Annotated in this window: 14 protein-coding genes and 2 tRNA genes; 8 read left to right on the top strand and 8 right to left on the bottom strand. The window is 59.2% G+C overall.

What is annotated here, in order from left to right; genetic code table 11:
• The first annotated feature begins 28 nt into the window (after positions 1-28).
• Genes ACOOHD_RS06515 through rpsT form a run of 3 tightly spaced genes read left to right on the top strand, consistent with a single transcriptional unit; the run spans position 29 to position 3,174 of the window.
• On the top strand, positions 29-595 hold the full coding sequence (locus tag ACOOHD_RS06515) for a type 1 periplasmic binding fold superfamily protein (protein WP_420460764.1): 567 nt from the start codon (positions 29-31) through the stop codon (positions 593-595).
• 15 nt (positions 596-610) lie between these two features.
• Positions 611-2,875, top strand: coding sequence for a TonB-dependent receptor (locus tag ACOOHD_RS06510; RefSeq protein ID WP_420460763.1), 2,265 nt, complete (start codon positions 611-613; stop codon positions 2,873-2,875).
• 44 nt (positions 2,876-2,919) lie between these two features.
• Positions 2,920-3,174, top strand: coding sequence for a 30S ribosomal protein S20 (gene rpsT / locus ACOOHD_RS06505; RefSeq protein ID WP_420460762.1), 255 nt, complete (start codon positions 2,920-2,922; stop codon positions 3,172-3,174).
• A 58-nt stretch (positions 3,175-3,232) separates the two neighbouring features.
• On the opposite strand, the gene ACOOHD_RS06500 is transcribed toward rpsT, so the two are convergent.
• From ACOOHD_RS06500 to ACOOHD_RS06485, 4 genes are all read right to left on the bottom strand, one after another.
• Positions 3,233-3,934 carry a DUF4290 domain-containing protein gene (locus tag ACOOHD_RS06500; RefSeq protein WP_420460761.1) on the bottom strand — a complete coding sequence of 234 codons (702 nt, stop codon included), beginning with the start codon at positions 3,932-3,934 and terminating at the stop codon, positions 3,233-3,235.
• Positions 3,935-4,006: 72 nt separating this feature from the next.
• Entirely contained in the window at positions 4,007-5,845 is a 1,839-nt protein-coding gene (gene glmS / locus ACOOHD_RS06495) for a glutamine--fructose-6-phosphate transaminase (isomerizing) (protein ID WP_420460760.1), read from the bottom strand.
• Between the two features lie 129 nt (positions 5,846-5,974).
• The gene (locus ACOOHD_RS06490; RefSeq protein ID WP_420460759.1) at positions 5,975-7,351 is read right to left on the bottom strand and encodes a hypothetical protein; all 1,377 of its coding nucleotides are present in this window, start codon (positions 7,349-7,351) and stop codon (positions 5,975-5,977) included.
• A 35-nt stretch (positions 7,352-7,386) separates the two neighbouring features.
• Positions 7,387-8,211: a glycogen/starch synthase gene (locus tag ACOOHD_RS06485; RefSeq protein WP_420460758.1), complete on the bottom strand. Its 825-nt coding sequence runs from the start codon at positions 8,209-8,211 to the stop codon at positions 7,387-7,389.
• 95 nt (positions 8,212-8,306) lie between these two features.
• On the opposite strand from ACOOHD_RS06485, the gene panC reads away from it, so the two are divergent.
• The 5 genes from panC to ACOOHD_RS06460 all read left to right on the top strand — a co-directional run bounded on the left by panC (position 8,307) and on the right by ACOOHD_RS06460 (position 13,002).
• On the top strand, positions 8,307-9,194 hold the full coding sequence (panC, locus tag ACOOHD_RS06480; protein WP_420460757.1) for a pantoate--beta-alanine ligase: 888 nt from the start codon (positions 8,307-8,309) through the stop codon (positions 9,192-9,194).
• A 38-nt stretch (positions 9,195-9,232) separates the two neighbouring features.
• Entirely contained in the window at positions 9,233-9,577 is a 345-nt protein-coding gene (gene panD, locus ACOOHD_RS06475) for an aspartate 1-decarboxylase (protein ID WP_420460756.1), read from the top strand.
• Positions 9,578-9,723: 146 nt separating this feature from the next.
• The gene (locus ACOOHD_RS06470) at positions 9,724-10,254 is read left to right on the top strand and encodes a fasciclin domain-containing protein (RefSeq protein ID WP_420460755.1); all 531 of its coding nucleotides are present in this window, start codon (positions 9,724-9,726) and stop codon (positions 10,252-10,254) included.
• A gap of 111 nt (positions 10,255-10,365) precedes the next feature.
• Positions 10,366-11,376: an aspartate-semialdehyde dehydrogenase gene (locus tag ACOOHD_RS06465; protein WP_420461409.1), complete on the top strand. Its 1,011-nt coding sequence runs from the start codon at positions 10,366-10,368 to the stop codon at positions 11,374-11,376.
• A gap of 159 nt (positions 11,377-11,535) precedes the next feature.
• Positions 11,536-13,002: a hypothetical protein gene (locus ACOOHD_RS06460; protein WP_420460754.1), complete on the top strand. Its 1,467-nt coding sequence runs from the start codon at positions 11,536-11,538 to the stop codon at positions 13,000-13,002.
• 3 nt (positions 13,003-13,005) lie between these two features.
• Here the strand turns inward: ACOOHD_RS06460 and ruvB are convergent, their stop codons facing one another.
• From ruvB to ACOOHD_RS06440, 4 genes are all read right to left on the bottom strand, one after another.
• Positions 13,006-14,034, bottom strand: coding sequence for a Holliday junction branch migration DNA helicase RuvB (gene ruvB, locus ACOOHD_RS06455; protein WP_420460753.1), 1,029 nt, complete (start codon positions 14,032-14,034; stop codon positions 13,006-13,008).
• A gap of 405 nt (positions 14,035-14,439) precedes the next feature.
• Positions 14,440-14,516, bottom strand: a tRNA-Pro gene (locus ACOOHD_RS06450).
• A gap of 13 nt (positions 14,517-14,529) precedes the next feature.
• Positions 14,530-14,604, bottom strand: a tRNA-Val gene (locus ACOOHD_RS06445).
• Positions 14,605-14,683: 79 nt separating this feature from the next.
• The gene (locus tag ACOOHD_RS06440) at positions 14,684-15,016 is read right to left on the bottom strand and encodes a DUF3467 domain-containing protein (RefSeq protein ID WP_420460752.1); all 333 of its coding nucleotides are present in this window, start codon (positions 15,014-15,016) and stop codon (positions 14,684-14,686) included.

Below are 15,016 nucleotides of genomic sequence, written 5' to 3'. Positions count from 1 at the left end.
GAATACCCCAACCAAAAGTTTCGCCACTATGCCTAAATTCGCTATACTCCTCCTGCTGCTTGTAGTTGTCCTCTACGCATCCTGTGGCAATGACGACGGTCCTGTAATCGAAAACGAAGAAGAGGTAATCACCGACCTGGTGTACACGCTGGTACCTACCGGCGGGGGACAGGCGGTTACTATGGCTTTCCGCGACCCGGACGGCGACGGTGGCCAGGCTCCGACGCTGACCGTGTCCGATTCGCTACAGACCGACCAGACCTACAGCGGTACCATCGTACTCACTAATGCCTCGGACCCCACCGACGTGGAGGACATCACGGCGGAGATCCGCACCGAGGCGCTGGATCACCAGTTTTTCTACATCCCGAGTAGTGGCCTCACCGTGACTCCCGCCTACGCCGATTCTGACGCTCAGAGTAACCCGATCGGGTTATTGACTACCTTGCGGACCGCGGATGCGTCTTCCGGTGAACTACGTATCGTGCTGCGGCACAAGGCCGATAAACGTGCGAGCGGGGTGACCATCACCGATCCCGCCGGTGCCGGTGGAGAGACTGATATCGAGGTGACCTTCCCGGTGTCGGTACGGTAACTAAGTACACCCTTTATGCAGCGGCTGTTGGTTTGCTCCTTTATGCTGATCCTTAGCACCTGCGTCCGCGCCCAAGCCTGTACGGGACGTATCGTCGGCACCGTGATTGATGAGCACGAGAACGAAAAACTCGCCTTCGCCACCATCTATATGTTGGAGGGGGGTAGGGGGGCGGAAGCGGACTATAACGGCTACTTCGAGTTGGAGAACGTCTGCGCCGGGCCCGTGTCCCTAAGGTTCAGTCACATTGGCTGTGACCCCAAGGAATTGACGTTTGACTTTACCTCCGATACGACCGTGACCGTGTACCTGCACCACCACGATAACTACACGGAGACCGTAACGGTGACCTCCAGTGGCGCGAACGTCGACTACGAAAAAGCCCTCGACCGCCAGTCGGATCGCCAGATCAGCGAGGTGCTCGAGGGCATCACCGGCGTGAGTAGCCTGCGTACGGGCACCGCAGCGGCCAAGCCGGTCTTCGATGGGCTCTACGGTAACCGTCTCAGCATACAGAACAACGGCATCGCTCAGGCCGGGCAGCAGTGGGGCAACGATCATGCCCCGGAAATCGATCCCTGGGTGGCAGCCTACGTGCGGGTGGTCGAGGGGGTAGACGCACTGCGGTACGGCGGAAGCACCCTCGGCCCTACCGTACTGATCGAGCCGGCTACCCTAACCCCGCGCACCGCGTCGGGGGGGACGGTCGCCTACGGGCTGCGCTCTAACGGCCTGGCGCATACCCTCAATGCCCGGCTTACCGACTCGGCCTTTGTGGCTTACCGCCTGAGTGGTAGTCTGAAACTGGCGGGTGACCAGCGCGCCCCCGACTACTACCTGACTAATACGGGTCGGCGCGAGGGAAATATGGCCGTACAATTGGCTAAGTTCATCAATCCCGAGCTGACGGCCAGTCTATACTACAGTTTATACAGCGCCAACGTCGGCGTGTTGCGCGGGTCGCACATTGGTAACTTGACCGACCTGGAGGAGGCCATCGGGCGACAAGAACCCTACTTTACCTCCCCCGACTTCAGCTATTCGATTGCCTCGCCGCGGCAGACGGTCATCCACCACCTACTCAAGGGAGAACTAGACTACCGTCCGGATGATTCACAGCGCTATACCCTGCGCTACGGAGGGCAGATCGACGACCGCAGGGAGTACGACGTGCGGCGCGGGGATGATAACCGGGCGGCGCTGAAGTTACTGCAGACCACCCAATTCGTCGAGGGGGTGTACCGCAGGGAGCTGGCAAAGGGATCCGCCGTTGAAACAGGAGCCCAGTACGAACACGTCGACAACGTTAACCAACCGGGCACTGGCGTATTGCCGCTGATTCCCGACTATACCGGTCGACGCGCATCCGCGTTTGCCACCTACCACTACGAGCCGGGCAGACTGCGGTACCATTTCGGGCTGCGCTACGACCGGCAGTACTTCCGAGCTCTGACCATCAGCCGTGACCTGCCCCGACGGCTGCTCGACTACCAGCACACCTTCAACGCAGTGGGCGGGGCCGCGGGTGCAAGCCTAAAGGTGAGTAGCCGACTCTCCTCGGAACTGGAATTTGCTTACCGGCAGCGCCCGCCCCAGATCAATGAGCTCTACAGCCAGGGGCTTCACCAGGGAGTGAGCGGCATCGAGGAGGGAGATTCCAGCCTGACTACCGAGCGGTCGACGAAGGTGAGCCTCGGCCTACACTACGGAAGCAGCAACGGAGATCTGACCCTCACCGGTAGCGTCTTTGCCCAGCGGGTGGCCAATTTTATCAACTTGGAGCCCCAGCCCGAACTGCGCCTGACCATTCGGGGGGCCTTCCCCCTGTTCAAGTACCGCGGCATAGATGGTACGCTTTACGGAGCAAAGTTCAGCGCACTCGCCCAGCTCGGTAAGCTCGAAATCGACAGCAGGCTTGCTCTCCTTTACGGACAAAACCGGACGGACGACGTTGCACTCGTCTACATCCCACCGACCAATTGGCGCACCCGCCTGGGGTATACCTTACCCTCCGCCTTGCAGCTTTCCCTCACCTCACTTGTGACCGCCCGGCAGGGACGTATTACCGCGGAGCAGGATTTTCTGCCGCCGCCCCCCGGTTATGCACTCTTCGACGTGGGGCTGAGCCGCGACTTTCAGCTAGGCAGCCGATCGCTAAGCCTGTTGCTGGAGGCCGAGAACGTGCTCAACACCAGCTACCGCGACTACCTCGACCGGCAGCGCTACTACGCCGATGCGCCGGGTAGAAGCCTCAACATTCGCATCAGCTACGCTTGGTGAGTTGGAAAATTAGCAGTACTTTTGCAGACTGAAAAAATACCTCGATGGCACACCATAAGTCAGCAAAGAAGCGGATCCGGCAGGATGAGCGTAAGCGCCTCCACAATCGCTACTATAAGAAATCTACCCGATCGGCGATCCGTAAGCTCCGTGACCTCGAGGACCGTTCCGAGGCCGAAAAGCAGTTGCCGAAGCTCTTTAGCATGATCGACCGCCTGGCCAAGCGTAACCTCTGGCACGCCAACAAGGCGGCTAACCTGAAGTCCGGCCTGGCCAACCACGTAAACTCACTCGGCTAGTCTTAAGTCGTTAAGAAATTAAAAAAGCCCCGTCATGAATGTGACGGGGCTTTTTTGCTTACCGGCGGCGGCGGTTGCGACTGCTACGGTTGTTATTGCTACTGCGGCTGCTGCTGCTGCTGCTGCGGTTATTATTACTGCCGCCACTCTTCTTTTTCTTCTTCTTGCGGCGCAGGCCGCTGTCCTGCGACGGCTGATTGCTACTGGGCTCGCCGATCTTAGCGTTGGGGGGAAGCACCAGGACCTTATCGCTGAGTTCGTACAGGTCCTTGCGGATCATCTCCTCGTTATAGAACTTGCCGTCGCGCCAGTCACTAAGGGCTACCTTCATGTAGTAGGCGGCCGTATAGGTGAGCAGGTCGCGCTCGGGGCCGTCCTCCATTTTCTTACCCTCGTCGATCAGCGCCAGTACGTTTTTGCCGTAGTGTAGCATGCGGCTACTGGTATCGGGGTAGGGCAGGGGCTCGGGGTGCACGCCCTCGGGGTCGGGAGCCGCGTCGATGCCCTCGGGCACCTTCACGTTGAGCGCGCCACCGGCGATGCGAAAGGCATGCTTCCAGAGACGTTCCTCGTAGTTTTCCTGCTGCTTGACACTGGGCTGCATCTGCAGCATAAGGGTGATGACGCGTTCGACGTAAGCCTGCCGCTCGTCATCGTCGGCCACCTCGTTGGCTTTCTGCAGTAGCTCCTGCACGTTGCGGCCGTACTCACTGTAGATGAGTTCGGCGCTGCTGGTGTTGTAATCGATATCCCATTCCATGGGGAAATTATTTTATATGTGATGCTACTCGGTGGACGAGTGAAGCTACGCAACGCTCGGCCGACGAGCAGCCTATTCCACGGTCACCGACTTCGCCAGGTTGCGGGGCTGGTCGACGTTACGACCGAGCTCCACGGCGATGTGGTAGCTGAGGAGTTGTAGGGGGATCACGGAGAGGAGCGGGGAGAGCTGCTCTTCGGTATCCGGGATGTGAATGACGTGGTTGGCGATCTCGCTGATGGCGGTCTCCCCCTCGTTGACGATGGCAATGACCAGTCCCTTACGGGCCAGTACCTCCTGTACGTTGCTCACGATCTTTTCGTAGGCCGAGCGGTTGGTGGCCGTGACGATGACCGGCATGGTCTTGTCGATGAGCGCGATGGGGCCGTGCTTCATCTCGGCGGCGGGATAGCCCTCGGCGTGGATGTAGCTAATTTCTTTGAGCTTGAGGGCACCCTCCAGGGCTACGGGGAAGTTGTAGCCGCGGCCCAGGTAGAGGGCGTTGTGGTGGTGCTTGATCTCCTTGGCGATGTAGCGGATGTGGTCATTGGCTTTGAGACACTCCGTGACCTTGTCGGGAATGGTTTCGAGCTCGGTGACCAACTTCTGAAAGGTCGTATTGCTGATCGTGCTCAGCTTCTGCGCCATGCTAAGAGCAAGCAGGGTAAGTACGGTGACCTGACCGGTGAAGGCCTTGGTGCTGGCGACCCCGATCTCGGGGCCGGCGTGGATGTAACTGCCGGCGTCGGTGAGGCGGGCGATGCTACTGCCCACGGCGTTGACAATACCGTAGATCATGGCTCCCTTGCTCTTGGCGAGCTCCAGAGCGGCTAGGGTATCGGCCGTCTCGCCGCTCTGGCTCAGGGCGATGACAATGTCGCGCTCGTTCAGGATGGGGTTGCGGTAGCGGAACTCACTGGCGTACTCGACCTCGACGGGGATACGGGCCAGGTCCTCGATGAGGTACTCACCGATCAGGCCGGAGTGGTAGCTGGTGCCGCAGGCTACGATGATGATGCGGTTGGCGCGCACGAAGCGGTTGGCGTACTCTTCCAGACCGCGGAGGGTGACGCGGTTTTCCTTGCTGCTGATGCGACCCCGCATGGCGTCGAAGATCGTGATGGGCTGCTCGTAAATCTCCTTAAGCATGAAGTGATCGTAGCCGTTCTTCTCCAGGGCCTCGATCTGCATGTCGAGCGTCTGAATGAAGGGGGGCTGCGTCTCGTTTGCGGTATTTTTGATCTTTAGCCCGTCCTCTAGCGTGATGGTAGCGATCTGGTTATCGTCCAGGTAAACGACCCGACGGGTGCTGTCCAAAAAGGGAGAGGCATCGGAGCCGATGAAGTATTCTCCCTCGCCGATCCCAACTACCAGTGGGCTGGCCTTACGTGCGCCCACGAGTACTCCGGGGTTGCGGCTGTCAACCACGGCAATGGCATAAGCTCCCTCCACGCGCGCGAGGGCCAGGCGAACGGCTTCTTCGAGGGGGAGGTCACCCTCATCCTGGATCTCCTCGATGAGGTGTACCAGCACCTCGGTGTCGGTCTCACTCTCGAACACGTGACCCTCCGCCATAAGGGCGTTTTTGAGCACGGCGTAGTTTTCGATGATGCCGTTGTGCACCAGGGCTAGGCGACGGTTGCCGCCAGTGTGGGGGTGAGCATTGATGTCGTTGGGCTCGCCGTGCGTGGCCCAGCGCGTATGGCCGATGCCTACGGTACCGGAGGTGTCGTTCTTTTGAATCTCTTTACGTAGGGCGGCCACCTTACCCTTCTTCTTCCAGATGGAGAGTGAGTCATTGAGCACGGCAATACCGGCACTATCGTAGCCGCGGTACTCCAGCCGTTCAAGACCTTTAATGATGAGGGCATCCGCCTGGCGGTGACCGATGTATCCGACGATTCCACACATAAAGTCGTAGGTGTTAGGATTACAAAAAATCGCGCGGTCCGCTTCATGAGAGGAAAAAACGGTGAACCACGTGAATACTTGGGACAAGTTCCGAAAACAAACGGGGTGGGCACCGATTAGTTGCCCGGCCTAGTCGATGTTCGTGAACGTGACCCGGATGCTTGCGGGGCGGGTGGGGGCTTGGGGGCCGTTAAGGAGGGCGCGTGCGGCCCGCACCTCATTGCTCAAAATCGGTGTAACCCGCAGGTATATCCGTGGGGGTACTTCTCCATCCACCATCCGTTGTAGGTGTACGGTGAAGGCTGGAGAATAAAACCGGATACCGTTTTCTTCCTCAAGTGGACCACCGATGAGCAGGTTTACCGTCTCAGCGCTAGCCGGCGACCGGGCCAGCGCGAGCCGGTCAGTAATGGGACTTAAGGTGCCGGTACCCGTCCGGTAGAACAACTCAACGCGAGTAGGTAGAGGATATTCCTCGTAGCTCACGCCGGCTACCTGGGCTACCGGTATCGTTAATTCAGCTTGGTTGATGACCCGGCCCGCCAAACTATCCAAACCAGTCAGCGTAAACTCAGTGACAAGGCTTCCCTCCCCGGCGATGGCCACCAAATCCTGCGCGGTATCGCGCGTAAGGAGGGATTCCACGAGCGATCCACCGTAGTCATAGCTATAATTGGGAATGATCTGGCGCAGATCGATACGGTAGCTGGCCTGGGTACCACTGGTGTCTTGGTAGTACACGTTAATCCCTCGGTAGATGCTTCCATTGGCTTGAGCGGAGGACAGTAGATAGACTAGACCGTCGGAGTCCCCGTTCGGTTCCACGAGCAGACCGGGAAAATTAAGGCGAAAGATGGAGTCGGTAGTGAAGGCTTCCGTGGTCAGGCCGTTGAAGCGGTTGACCAATTCATCCGAGAGTCGAATCCGTGCGTGCGCCAGGAGCTGCGGCGAGGTCGTCACCGCCGTATCGCGGACGAGGGTAGGGGCGGCCGTAGCACTAAAACTGGCTTGCCGGGCAAGGTTGCCGCCCCGCGTAGGCAGTACGGCATTGGAATAATAGTTAGCCATGCCACTGGCTGGCTCGGCTAGTTCCAGGACGCGGATCGGGAACTCACGACCCGGGCCGTAGAACGGCTTCAGGGTATCTATAGGCAGGATCAGAACTATGGAGTCAACCTCCACGTCAGGCTGACTTACGAACTGAGGGACGAGGGTTAAATTTGAAGGTGAGCTAGGGGGGCGTGAGGTCAGATACAAACTGTGCCGCGTGCGGCCAAAGGTCATATCCTCGAACTGACCGAAGGAGTACCCCACGGGGCTTGTAGCGACCGCTCCCTGTACGGTCAGGGTGCTATCATCACGGATCACCCGGGCGGTAAAGGGCAGGTCCGTCACCTTACCCACCTCGGCCCGGTCGTCGCCGAGTAGATCGGAGCCCACTGTGATGGGGTCCGTGCAACTGCCCAGCAAGAGTAGGAGGGCAGTGGCAAAGAGCACTTTAATCATATAGTATAGAGTACACCGGCGGCCGGCGGGGTTGGTTACTTCTCTACCTCGGCGCCCAGCAGCTCGCGGTAGAATTCAACGCTGGCCTTGGGAGCCTCCTCACCCTGTACGTCTAGCACGGGCAGGTCGGCGGCCGCTAGCGCAGCCTCAAGGGGCTCGCTGAAGGAGGCGTTGCCCCGGATCACCGCGTCGCTGTACTTGATGGCCCCACGGTGCAGGGCTGGTTTGCCGTTGTCAAGGTAGGGGGCCAGGTCGTCCTCGCTCAGCGCATTGATACTGGCCTTGATGGCGAAGTCGTCGCTGATGTGCTCCTCCGGCCCACTCTGGTACATGCTATACACAATCTTGCTGTTCTTGAACAGCGGCTCGTTCTTGTAGGCGGTGCGTAGGTAGAAGGGAATGAGACTGGTCATCCAACCGTGTACGTGAATGATGTCGGGCGGCCAGCCGAACTTACGCACGGTCTCAATCACGCCCTTGGAGAAGAATACGGCGCGATCGGCATTGTCCTCAAAGGGGGTACCGGACTTATCCACGTGGACGAACTTACGCTTGAAGAAGTCCTCGTTATCCAAGAAGTACACCTGCATGCGCACCCCCTTGTCGGGCAGGGAGGCCACCTTGATGATGAGCGGGTAGTCATCGTCATCGACGATGATGTTCATACCCGAGAGCCGGACCACCTCGTGTAGGCGGTGGCGCCGCTCGTTGATGGTACCGTAACGGGGCATGAGCACCCGTATTTCCATCTGGTTTTTCTGGAGGTAAGGGGCCAGGGCCCGTACCGTGGTAGCGATTTCCGTCAACTCCGTGTACGGATCCATCTCCTGGGTTACAATCAGCACCTTGGTCTTACTCATATTCTTGTATCGCTTTATTTGTTCCCCCTGCGGGCCGGCAAAGGTACGAAATATTGGCGACACCCCTATCTTCGCCGCCCTTTACCGCCTCCGCTTTGCTCACCCTGACTACCGCCGCCGAACTCGCCGCCGCCCTGGCGCCCGCCCGCGCCCGCGGCCTGATGATCGGCTTCGTCCCCACCATGGGAGCGCTACACCGCGGTCATGCCGCAGTCGTGGACCGGAGCGTAGCAGATAGCGATCTCACCGTTACTTCCATATTCGTCAATCCCACCCAGTTTAACGAAGCCGGTGACCTGGCGGCCTATCCCCGTACCCCGCAGTCCGATGCCCAATTGCTGGCCGAGCACGGCTGCGACTACCTTTATCTGCCGAGTACGGAAGACGTTTACCCCAACGGCACAAAATCAAGCCTGGCCGCTGACGTCGATCTCACGCAGCTCACCGCACATATGGAGGGCCTGCAGCGACCGGGTCACTTCGATGGGGTAGTGCAGGTAGTCAGTCGGCTGTTAGAAATCGTGAAGCCCACCACCCTCTACCTCGGTCAGAAGGATTACCAGCAGGTAGCCGTCGTTCGCCATATGGTCGAGCACATGCGGCTATCCGTACGGGTGGTGACCGTGGAGACCGTCCGCGAACCGGACGGACTCGCCCTCAGTAGCCGCAATCGACTGCTGAGTCCCGATGAGCGCCGCGCCGCCGGTCGCATCAACCGCCACCTAGCAGCCGTAGCGGCGGGGCTACGGGCGGGCTGGCCGGCGCGTGAACTAGAGCGGCTGGCAACGGCTAGCATAGCTGCGACTCCTCTCCTAGAGCCTGAGTACGTGACGGTCTTCGACGGCCATACCCTACAGCCCTACCAAGACGGACAGCCCGTGGAGGAGCTCGTCGTAGCCACCGCCGTGCGCGTCGGTCCCGTGCGCCTTATCGATAACCGCATCGCCTACCGGGCCAACCCTAGCGACCGGCCGGGCGTTTGAAGCCCGGTCCCCGACCTTTGCCTACCACCACACCGATTATGCTGATTCAACGCTTTAAGGGAAAAATTCACCGCGCTACCGTCACCGAGGCCAACCTCAACTACGTCGGCAGCATCACCATCGACGGCCTACTGCTCGACGCGGCCGGCATCCTGGAGGGAGAGAAGGTACAGATCGTCAATAATAACAACGGCGAGCGCATCGAGACCTACACCATCCGGGGAGAGGAAGGCTCGGGTATCATCTGTCTGAACGGGGCGGCGGCGCGCAGGTGCCAGGTCGGTGATGTGGTCATCATCATCGCCTACGGCTACATGACTGAGGAGGAGGCGCGTGAGTTCGAGCCCCGGGTGGCTTTTCCGGACGGGGAGAATCGGCTCTGATCCACCGGGCCCGCACCCGCGGCCCCGCCCTAAGGAAACTTTAACACTTGATCCCCTAAAACCCCACAACTACCACCCCTTAAGGGTCGTTTACCAACTGAACTACACATTACACCCCGGTTGATTCGTTCATCAAACCAACCGACATGAAATCCTTATTCTCATTTCTGCTGCTCCTGGCAGTTTCTCTGTTCTCCCTTGGCCTGCACGCCCAGGAGGAAGTTCCCACCGAAACCGATTCCATCGCACAGCCCCCCATGGAGGAGCAGGATGACGCCTACGCGTCGACCGAACGGACCATCGGACAAGCTGTAGGCCAGAATGCGCAGACGACCACCCTGGCCTCCGCCCTTGATGCGGCCGGGATGACTGCCGACCTTGACGCTGACGGCAGCTACATCCTGCTCGCCCCCACGGACGATGCCTTCGCCGCCCTTCCCGAGGGACTGGTGGATGCGCTGCTGCTGCCCGAAAACAGCGAGGCACTGACCACGCTGCTTTCCTACCACTTCATTGACAGCGCCGATACCGACGCCTCCGGTACCATGACCCGCGTACTGGAAGACGGTCAGGTCACGGTCGGTGAAAACCTACCAGCCTCGAACGGCGTAGTGTACCTAATCGATCAGGTGTTGATCCCGGAAGGATTCGACGTCGAGTCCCTGCTGGGCGAGTAAGTCTAGGACACCGTGACAAACATTTTAAGGTGAGTACGACGGCTCCGATCCTGCAAGATCGGGGCCGTTTTCCGTTGGTGCGGTATCTTCACCGGTCCAAAAAGCGGAATGATGAAGGTAGCGGTAGTAGGAGCCACGGGACTAGTGGGCGGCGTGATGTTCGAGGTGCTGCGGGAGCACGACTTTCCTATTACGGAGCTACTGCCGGTGGCCTCCGAGCGCTCGGTCGGTAAGCAAATCGAGTACCGGGGGCAGAGCTATACCGTAGTCGGTTTGCAGGATGCGGTAGATGCCCGCTGCGACGTGGCCATTTTTTCTGCCGGCGGATCGACCAGTCTGGAGTGGGCCCCCAAGTTTGCCGCCGTAGGCACCACGGTGATCGATAACAGCAGCGCCTGGCGGATGGACCGCGATAAGAAACTCATCGTACCGGAGGTCAATGCGGAGGCCCTCACCAAGGACGATCGTATCATCGCTAATCCAAACTGTAGCACCATTCAAATGGTGGTGGCCCTGGCCCCACTACACAGGGAATTTAAGATCAAGCGGCTGGTGATCTCTACCTACCAGTCCTTCACGGGAACCGGGGTGAAGGCCGTGCGGCAGTACGAGACCGAGAGGGACGGCGGTAAGAGCGATGAGCCGGCGTATCACTACCCGATCTTTGAAAACTGCATCCCGCACTGTGATGTGTTTCTGGATAACGACTACACCAAGGAGGAAATGAAACTGGTGCACGAGACGCGCAAAATCCTCGGTGACCAAAGCATCGCCATCACGGCTACGGCCGTCCGCGTACCGGTAGACGGGGGGCACAGCGAGAGCGTCAACGTCGAGTTCGAACGCCCCTTTACGATGGAGCGGGTACGCGAGTTGCTGGAGGCCGTACCGGGGCTAGTGCTCCAGGACGACCCGAAAAACAACGTCTACCCCATGCCCCTGCTGGCCAAGCACCGCGATGAGGTATTCGTGGGCCGGCTGCGGCGCGACGAGAGTATTGCTAATGGATTGAATATGTGGGTGGTGTCCGATAACCTGCGTAAGGGAGCGGCCACTAACGCGGTGCAGATCGCGGAGTACCTGCTCGAACATAAATTGATTGGGGAGGAGGTCGCCATTTAGGTGGCAACTTCGTTGGGGTTGGGCCGTTGTTTTTCTGTCGTGCTCGTCGGCCGCGGCTTACGCAGTTTGCCTCGTCCGCCGAGTACCTACCTTTGAACCCCTCGGCGGACGAGCGAAGCTCCGCAACGCTCGGCCGACGAGGACGAACTGACCATCGCTATGCGAAACCGAATTGCCGTCTGGGGGCGTGATGCCCAGGAAAAACGCGTGCTCATGACCCTTGAGCTGCAGGTTGCCGATAACATCGTACGCATCGAGACCTTCCCTGAGCGGGTGGTCAGCGATGAGGTGTACTCCGCCTTCATGGACAAGTGGCGCAAAAATCAGGAGGCCGAGCTACCCGAGCCCGACCGCGTCATCGCCCGCGAGCTCAGCGTTACGGAAGGCATTCTGCCCGATGACCTCAGGGCCGAGCAGACCGACATGATCCTGCGCGCCCAGACCGAGTGGCACTTTAACGTCCTGAGCGAAAAGCTGGCGCAGAACTACCGCAGCGAGCTGGCCGAAATCGAGGATCGCATCGAACGGGCCGGAGCCTACAGCAGCGACCTCTGGAACCAGGCCAAAAACTTCTGGCAAAAGGTGCAGAGCCAGTTGCAGGACAAAACGTTGATGCGGGAGCAGGGCAATGAGCTACGCAAGCGTTCGGATGCCGTATTCGCAAAGCTGAAGGAACTGCGCGAGGCGGTCAACGCTCAGTACGAGGAGGAATCCGCGAAGCAAAAGGCCAGGTTTGCTACCCTACTTGAGGATGTGGAGAAGCGCATCGTGGAGGGTACCCACCTGAATAAGGTGTTCCAAGAGCTGCGCGAGCTACAGCGTAAGTTCCACGGCATTAAGTTCACTAAATCCGACCGCGACGAGGTCTATCAGCGCATCGACGCGGCCTTTAAATCCGTCAAGGAGAAACGGGGTGGGGGTAAGGATAAGGGTGCCGCCGCCACGGCTGCGCTGGGTCGTAACGAGTCGCGCTACCAGGGCCTGCTTAAAGCCATGGAACGGATGCAGAAGAGTATTGGCCGCGACGAGGAGGACCTTAAGTTCGAGCGCCGCCGGATCGAGCGCACGGATGGACAGCTCGAAGCACAGATCCGCCAGGCAAAGATCGTCATGATCGAGAGCCGCGTAGCCAGCAAGAACGAGAAGCTGGCCGACATGGGAAAGACCAAGTCCATGCTGGAGGGCCGTATCGAAAAGGATAAAAAACGTGCCGAGAAGCAGGCCCGCAAGGCCGCCGAACGCGCCGCCAAGGAAGCGGCCCGGGCCAAGATCGCCGCTGAGATTGGCAGCCGTAACCTCAGCCCCGAGGAGGAGGCCAAGCTCACTGCCGCCGCCGCCAAGATCAAGGCCGGTAAGCGACAGGCTAAAGCGGACCGTAAGGAGGTACGTAAGGCCCCGCCGAGCGATACGGTGGCTACCATGGTCGCCTACAGTCGGGTGCTGGCGGGCGAGGTCGATCCGCCAAAGAAAGACAGGCCGGCTAAAAAGCAGCGCACCGCCGCCCCGTCGCTCATTGAGCAGGCTACCGCCGCCGTAGATAAGGCGGTCGATGCCGTAGGGCACGAGGTACAGGGCGTGGTCGATACCGTTAAGGCTACCGCGCAGGTCCTTACGGAGGAGGAGTAGGCCCTAAAATTCGAAGAGCGTGTTGACCGTTCCGGGAGGCGTAGCACCGATGTGGTGGTACGCCTTTTCCGTGGCCTGCCGTCCGCGGGGGGTACGCATCAGGTAGCCCTCCATGATGAGGAAGGGCTCGTGTACCTCCTCGATAGTGCCGGTTTCCTCACCCACCGCCGTAGCGATTGTGGAGACACCCACCGGGCCGCCCTTGAACTTATGCACGATGGCGTCAAGGATCTTGTTGTCCATCTCGTCGAGACCGCCCTCGTCTACATTCAGGGCGGCTAGTCCGTAATTGGCGATTTCCAGGTCAATGGTGCCGTTGCCCTTTACCTGGGCGAAATCACGGATGCGGCGCAGCAGCGCATTCGCAATACGGGGGGTGCCCCGGCTACGGCGGGCGATCTCCTGGGCTCCTGGTTCCGTAATTGGCACGCTCATGATCTCACACGAGCGCTTGATGATGTTGACCAGCGTCTGGACGTCGTAGTAATCCAGCAGGCAATTGATGCCGAAGCGTGCCCGCATGGGGGCGGTCAGCAGACCCATGCGCGTAGTGGCACCTACCAGGGTAAAACGGTTTAGATTGATCTGCACCGAGCGGGCATTCGGTCCGCTATCGATCATAATATCGATGCGGTAGTCCTCCATGGCGGAGTAGAGGTACTCTTCCACTACATTGTTGAGCCGGTGGATTTCGTCGATGAAGAGTACGTCGCCTTCATTGAGATTGGTGAGCAGTCCGGCCAGATCGCCCGGTTTTTCGAGCACCGGTCCGCTAGTCAGCTTCAGTTCCGCACCGAGCTCGTTGGCGATGATGTGGCTAAGGGTGGTCTTTCCCAGTCCGGGGGGGCCGTGTAGCAGCACATGGTCTAACGAATCGCCCCGTTGCACCGCCGCCTGGATGAACACTTTCAAGTTGGCCACGATCTTAGGCTGGCCGCTGAATTCCTTGAGGCTGTCCGGTCGTAAGGCGCGCTCCATGGCCCCATCATCGGGCGTCAGGTTAGCGGCGGAGGGATCGAGGTGCTTGTTCATCACCCGCGAAGATACGACACAATTTGTGGCAAATAGAAAAGGGCTTAGCAAACTCGGTCGCCACGCCCTTGCGTAAAATTTATCAGTGTAGGAAAGTGAGTTGGAGGGTGGCTACAATTAGCACAGTTCGTCCTCAAGCATGGGAAGTATGTGTTTTAATGGTTTACGAATGACGGCCACAAAAACTGTTGGGTGCTGGAAATGTAAAAACAAAGCAGGCGCAACATACAAACCACTATAGAAATACGCAAGTATCCTGTTATAAAAACAGTATATGAACCGCAGAGATCGCAGAGGGACGCAGAGCCGTCGCCCGGTATTTCTCGGCGGCCCTGCGCGTCCTCCGCGGTAAATCTTTTCAAAACCACGAAAGGCCAGCCTGCAAGCAGACTGACCTCTCCGTTGTGGTCGGGATGACTGGATTCGAACCAGCGGCCCCACGCCCCCCAGGCGTGTGCGCTACCGGGCTGCGCCACATCCCGCTTTTATCTTCCGTGGTCGATACTGGATTCGAACCAGTGACCTCTGCAATGTCAATGCAACGCTCTAAACCAACTGAGCTAATCGACCGTCTAGCTGACGTAAGCGGCTGCAAATATACAACCCTGGGGCAGAGTGCAAAAGTTCCGCTCGACTATTTCACCGCGACTTAGGCCTGGGCCGTGGGGGTAAAGGTGGTCGGCGGGAAGTTCGGTCCGTTGTTACTGCCGCCGTGCTGGGAGATGGGGCCGAACTGCCGCTCGTACTTCTGTACATTATCGGCCAGGGCGGCCAGCAGGCGCTTGGCGTGCTCGGGGGTGAGAATGACGCGGCTCTTCACCTTCGCCTTTGGGGCATTGGGTACGATGCGCACGAAGTCCACGACGAACTCGGAGCTGGAGTGGGTGATGATCGCCAGGTTGGAGTAGACGCCCTCGGCGATGTCCTCCGGCAGGTCGATGCTGAGCTGGTTCTGGGCGGGCTTATTCTTGTCGTCTGCCAT

The organism is Neolewinella sp. (assembly GCF_965214665.1).
In the GTDB taxonomy this organism is placed as follows: domain Bacteria; phylum Bacteroidota; class Bacteroidia; order Chitinophagales; family Saprospiraceae; genus Neolewinella.
The sequence above is the reverse complement of the archived record's forward strand: the minus strand, read 5'-3'. Positions and strand labels throughout refer to the sequence as shown.

Bases quoted from the DNA above. Each gene is read 5' to 3' on its own strand.
- ACOOHD_RS06470 (WP_420460755.1), top strand. From the start codon at position 9,724: ATGAAATCCTTATTCTCATTTCTGCTGCTCCTGGCAGTTTCTCTGTTC.
- ruvB (WP_420460753.1), bottom strand. From the start codon at position 14,034: ATGAACAAGCACCTCGATCCCTCCGCCGCTAACCTGACGCCCGATGAT.
- rpsT (WP_420460762.1), top strand. From the start codon at position 2,920: ATGGCACACCATAAGTCAGCAAAGAAGCGGATCCGGCAGGATGAGCGT.
- ACOOHD_RS06460 (WP_420460754.1), top strand. From the start codon at position 11,536: ATGCGAAACCGAATTGCCGTCTGGGGGCGTGATGCCCAGGAAAAACGC.
- ACOOHD_RS06515 (WP_420460764.1), top strand. From the start codon at position 29: ATGCCTAAATTCGCTATACTCCTCCTGCTGCTTGTAGTTGTCCTCTAC.
- glmS (WP_420460760.1), bottom strand. From the start codon at position 5,845: ATGTGTGGAATCGTCGGATACATCGGTCACCGCCAGGCGGATGCCCTC.
- ACOOHD_RS06510 (WP_420460763.1), top strand. From the start codon at position 611: ATGCAGCGGCTGTTGGTTTGCTCCTTTATGCTGATCCTTAGCACCTGC.
- ACOOHD_RS06485 (WP_420460758.1), bottom strand. From the start codon at position 8,211: ATGAGTAAGACCAAGGTGCTGATTGTAACCCAGGAGATGGATCCGTAC.
- ACOOHD_RS06440 (WP_420460752.1), bottom strand. From the start codon at position 15,016: ATGGCAGACGACAAGAATAAGCCCGCCCAGAACCAGCTCAGCATCGAC.
- panD (WP_420460756.1), top strand. From the start codon at position 9,233: ATGCTGATTCAACGCTTTAAGGGAAAAATTCACCGCGCTACCGTCACC.
- ACOOHD_RS06490 (WP_420460759.1), bottom strand. From the start codon at position 7,351: ATGATTAAAGTGCTCTTTGCCACTGCCCTCCTACTCTTGCTGGGCAGT.
- ACOOHD_RS06500 (WP_420460761.1), bottom strand. From the start codon at position 3,934: ATGGAATGGGATATCGATTACAACACCAGCAGCGCCGAACTCATCTAC.
- ACOOHD_RS06465 (WP_420461409.1), top strand. From the start codon at position 10,366: ATGAAGGTAGCGGTAGTAGGAGCCACGGGACTAGTGGGCGGCGTGATG.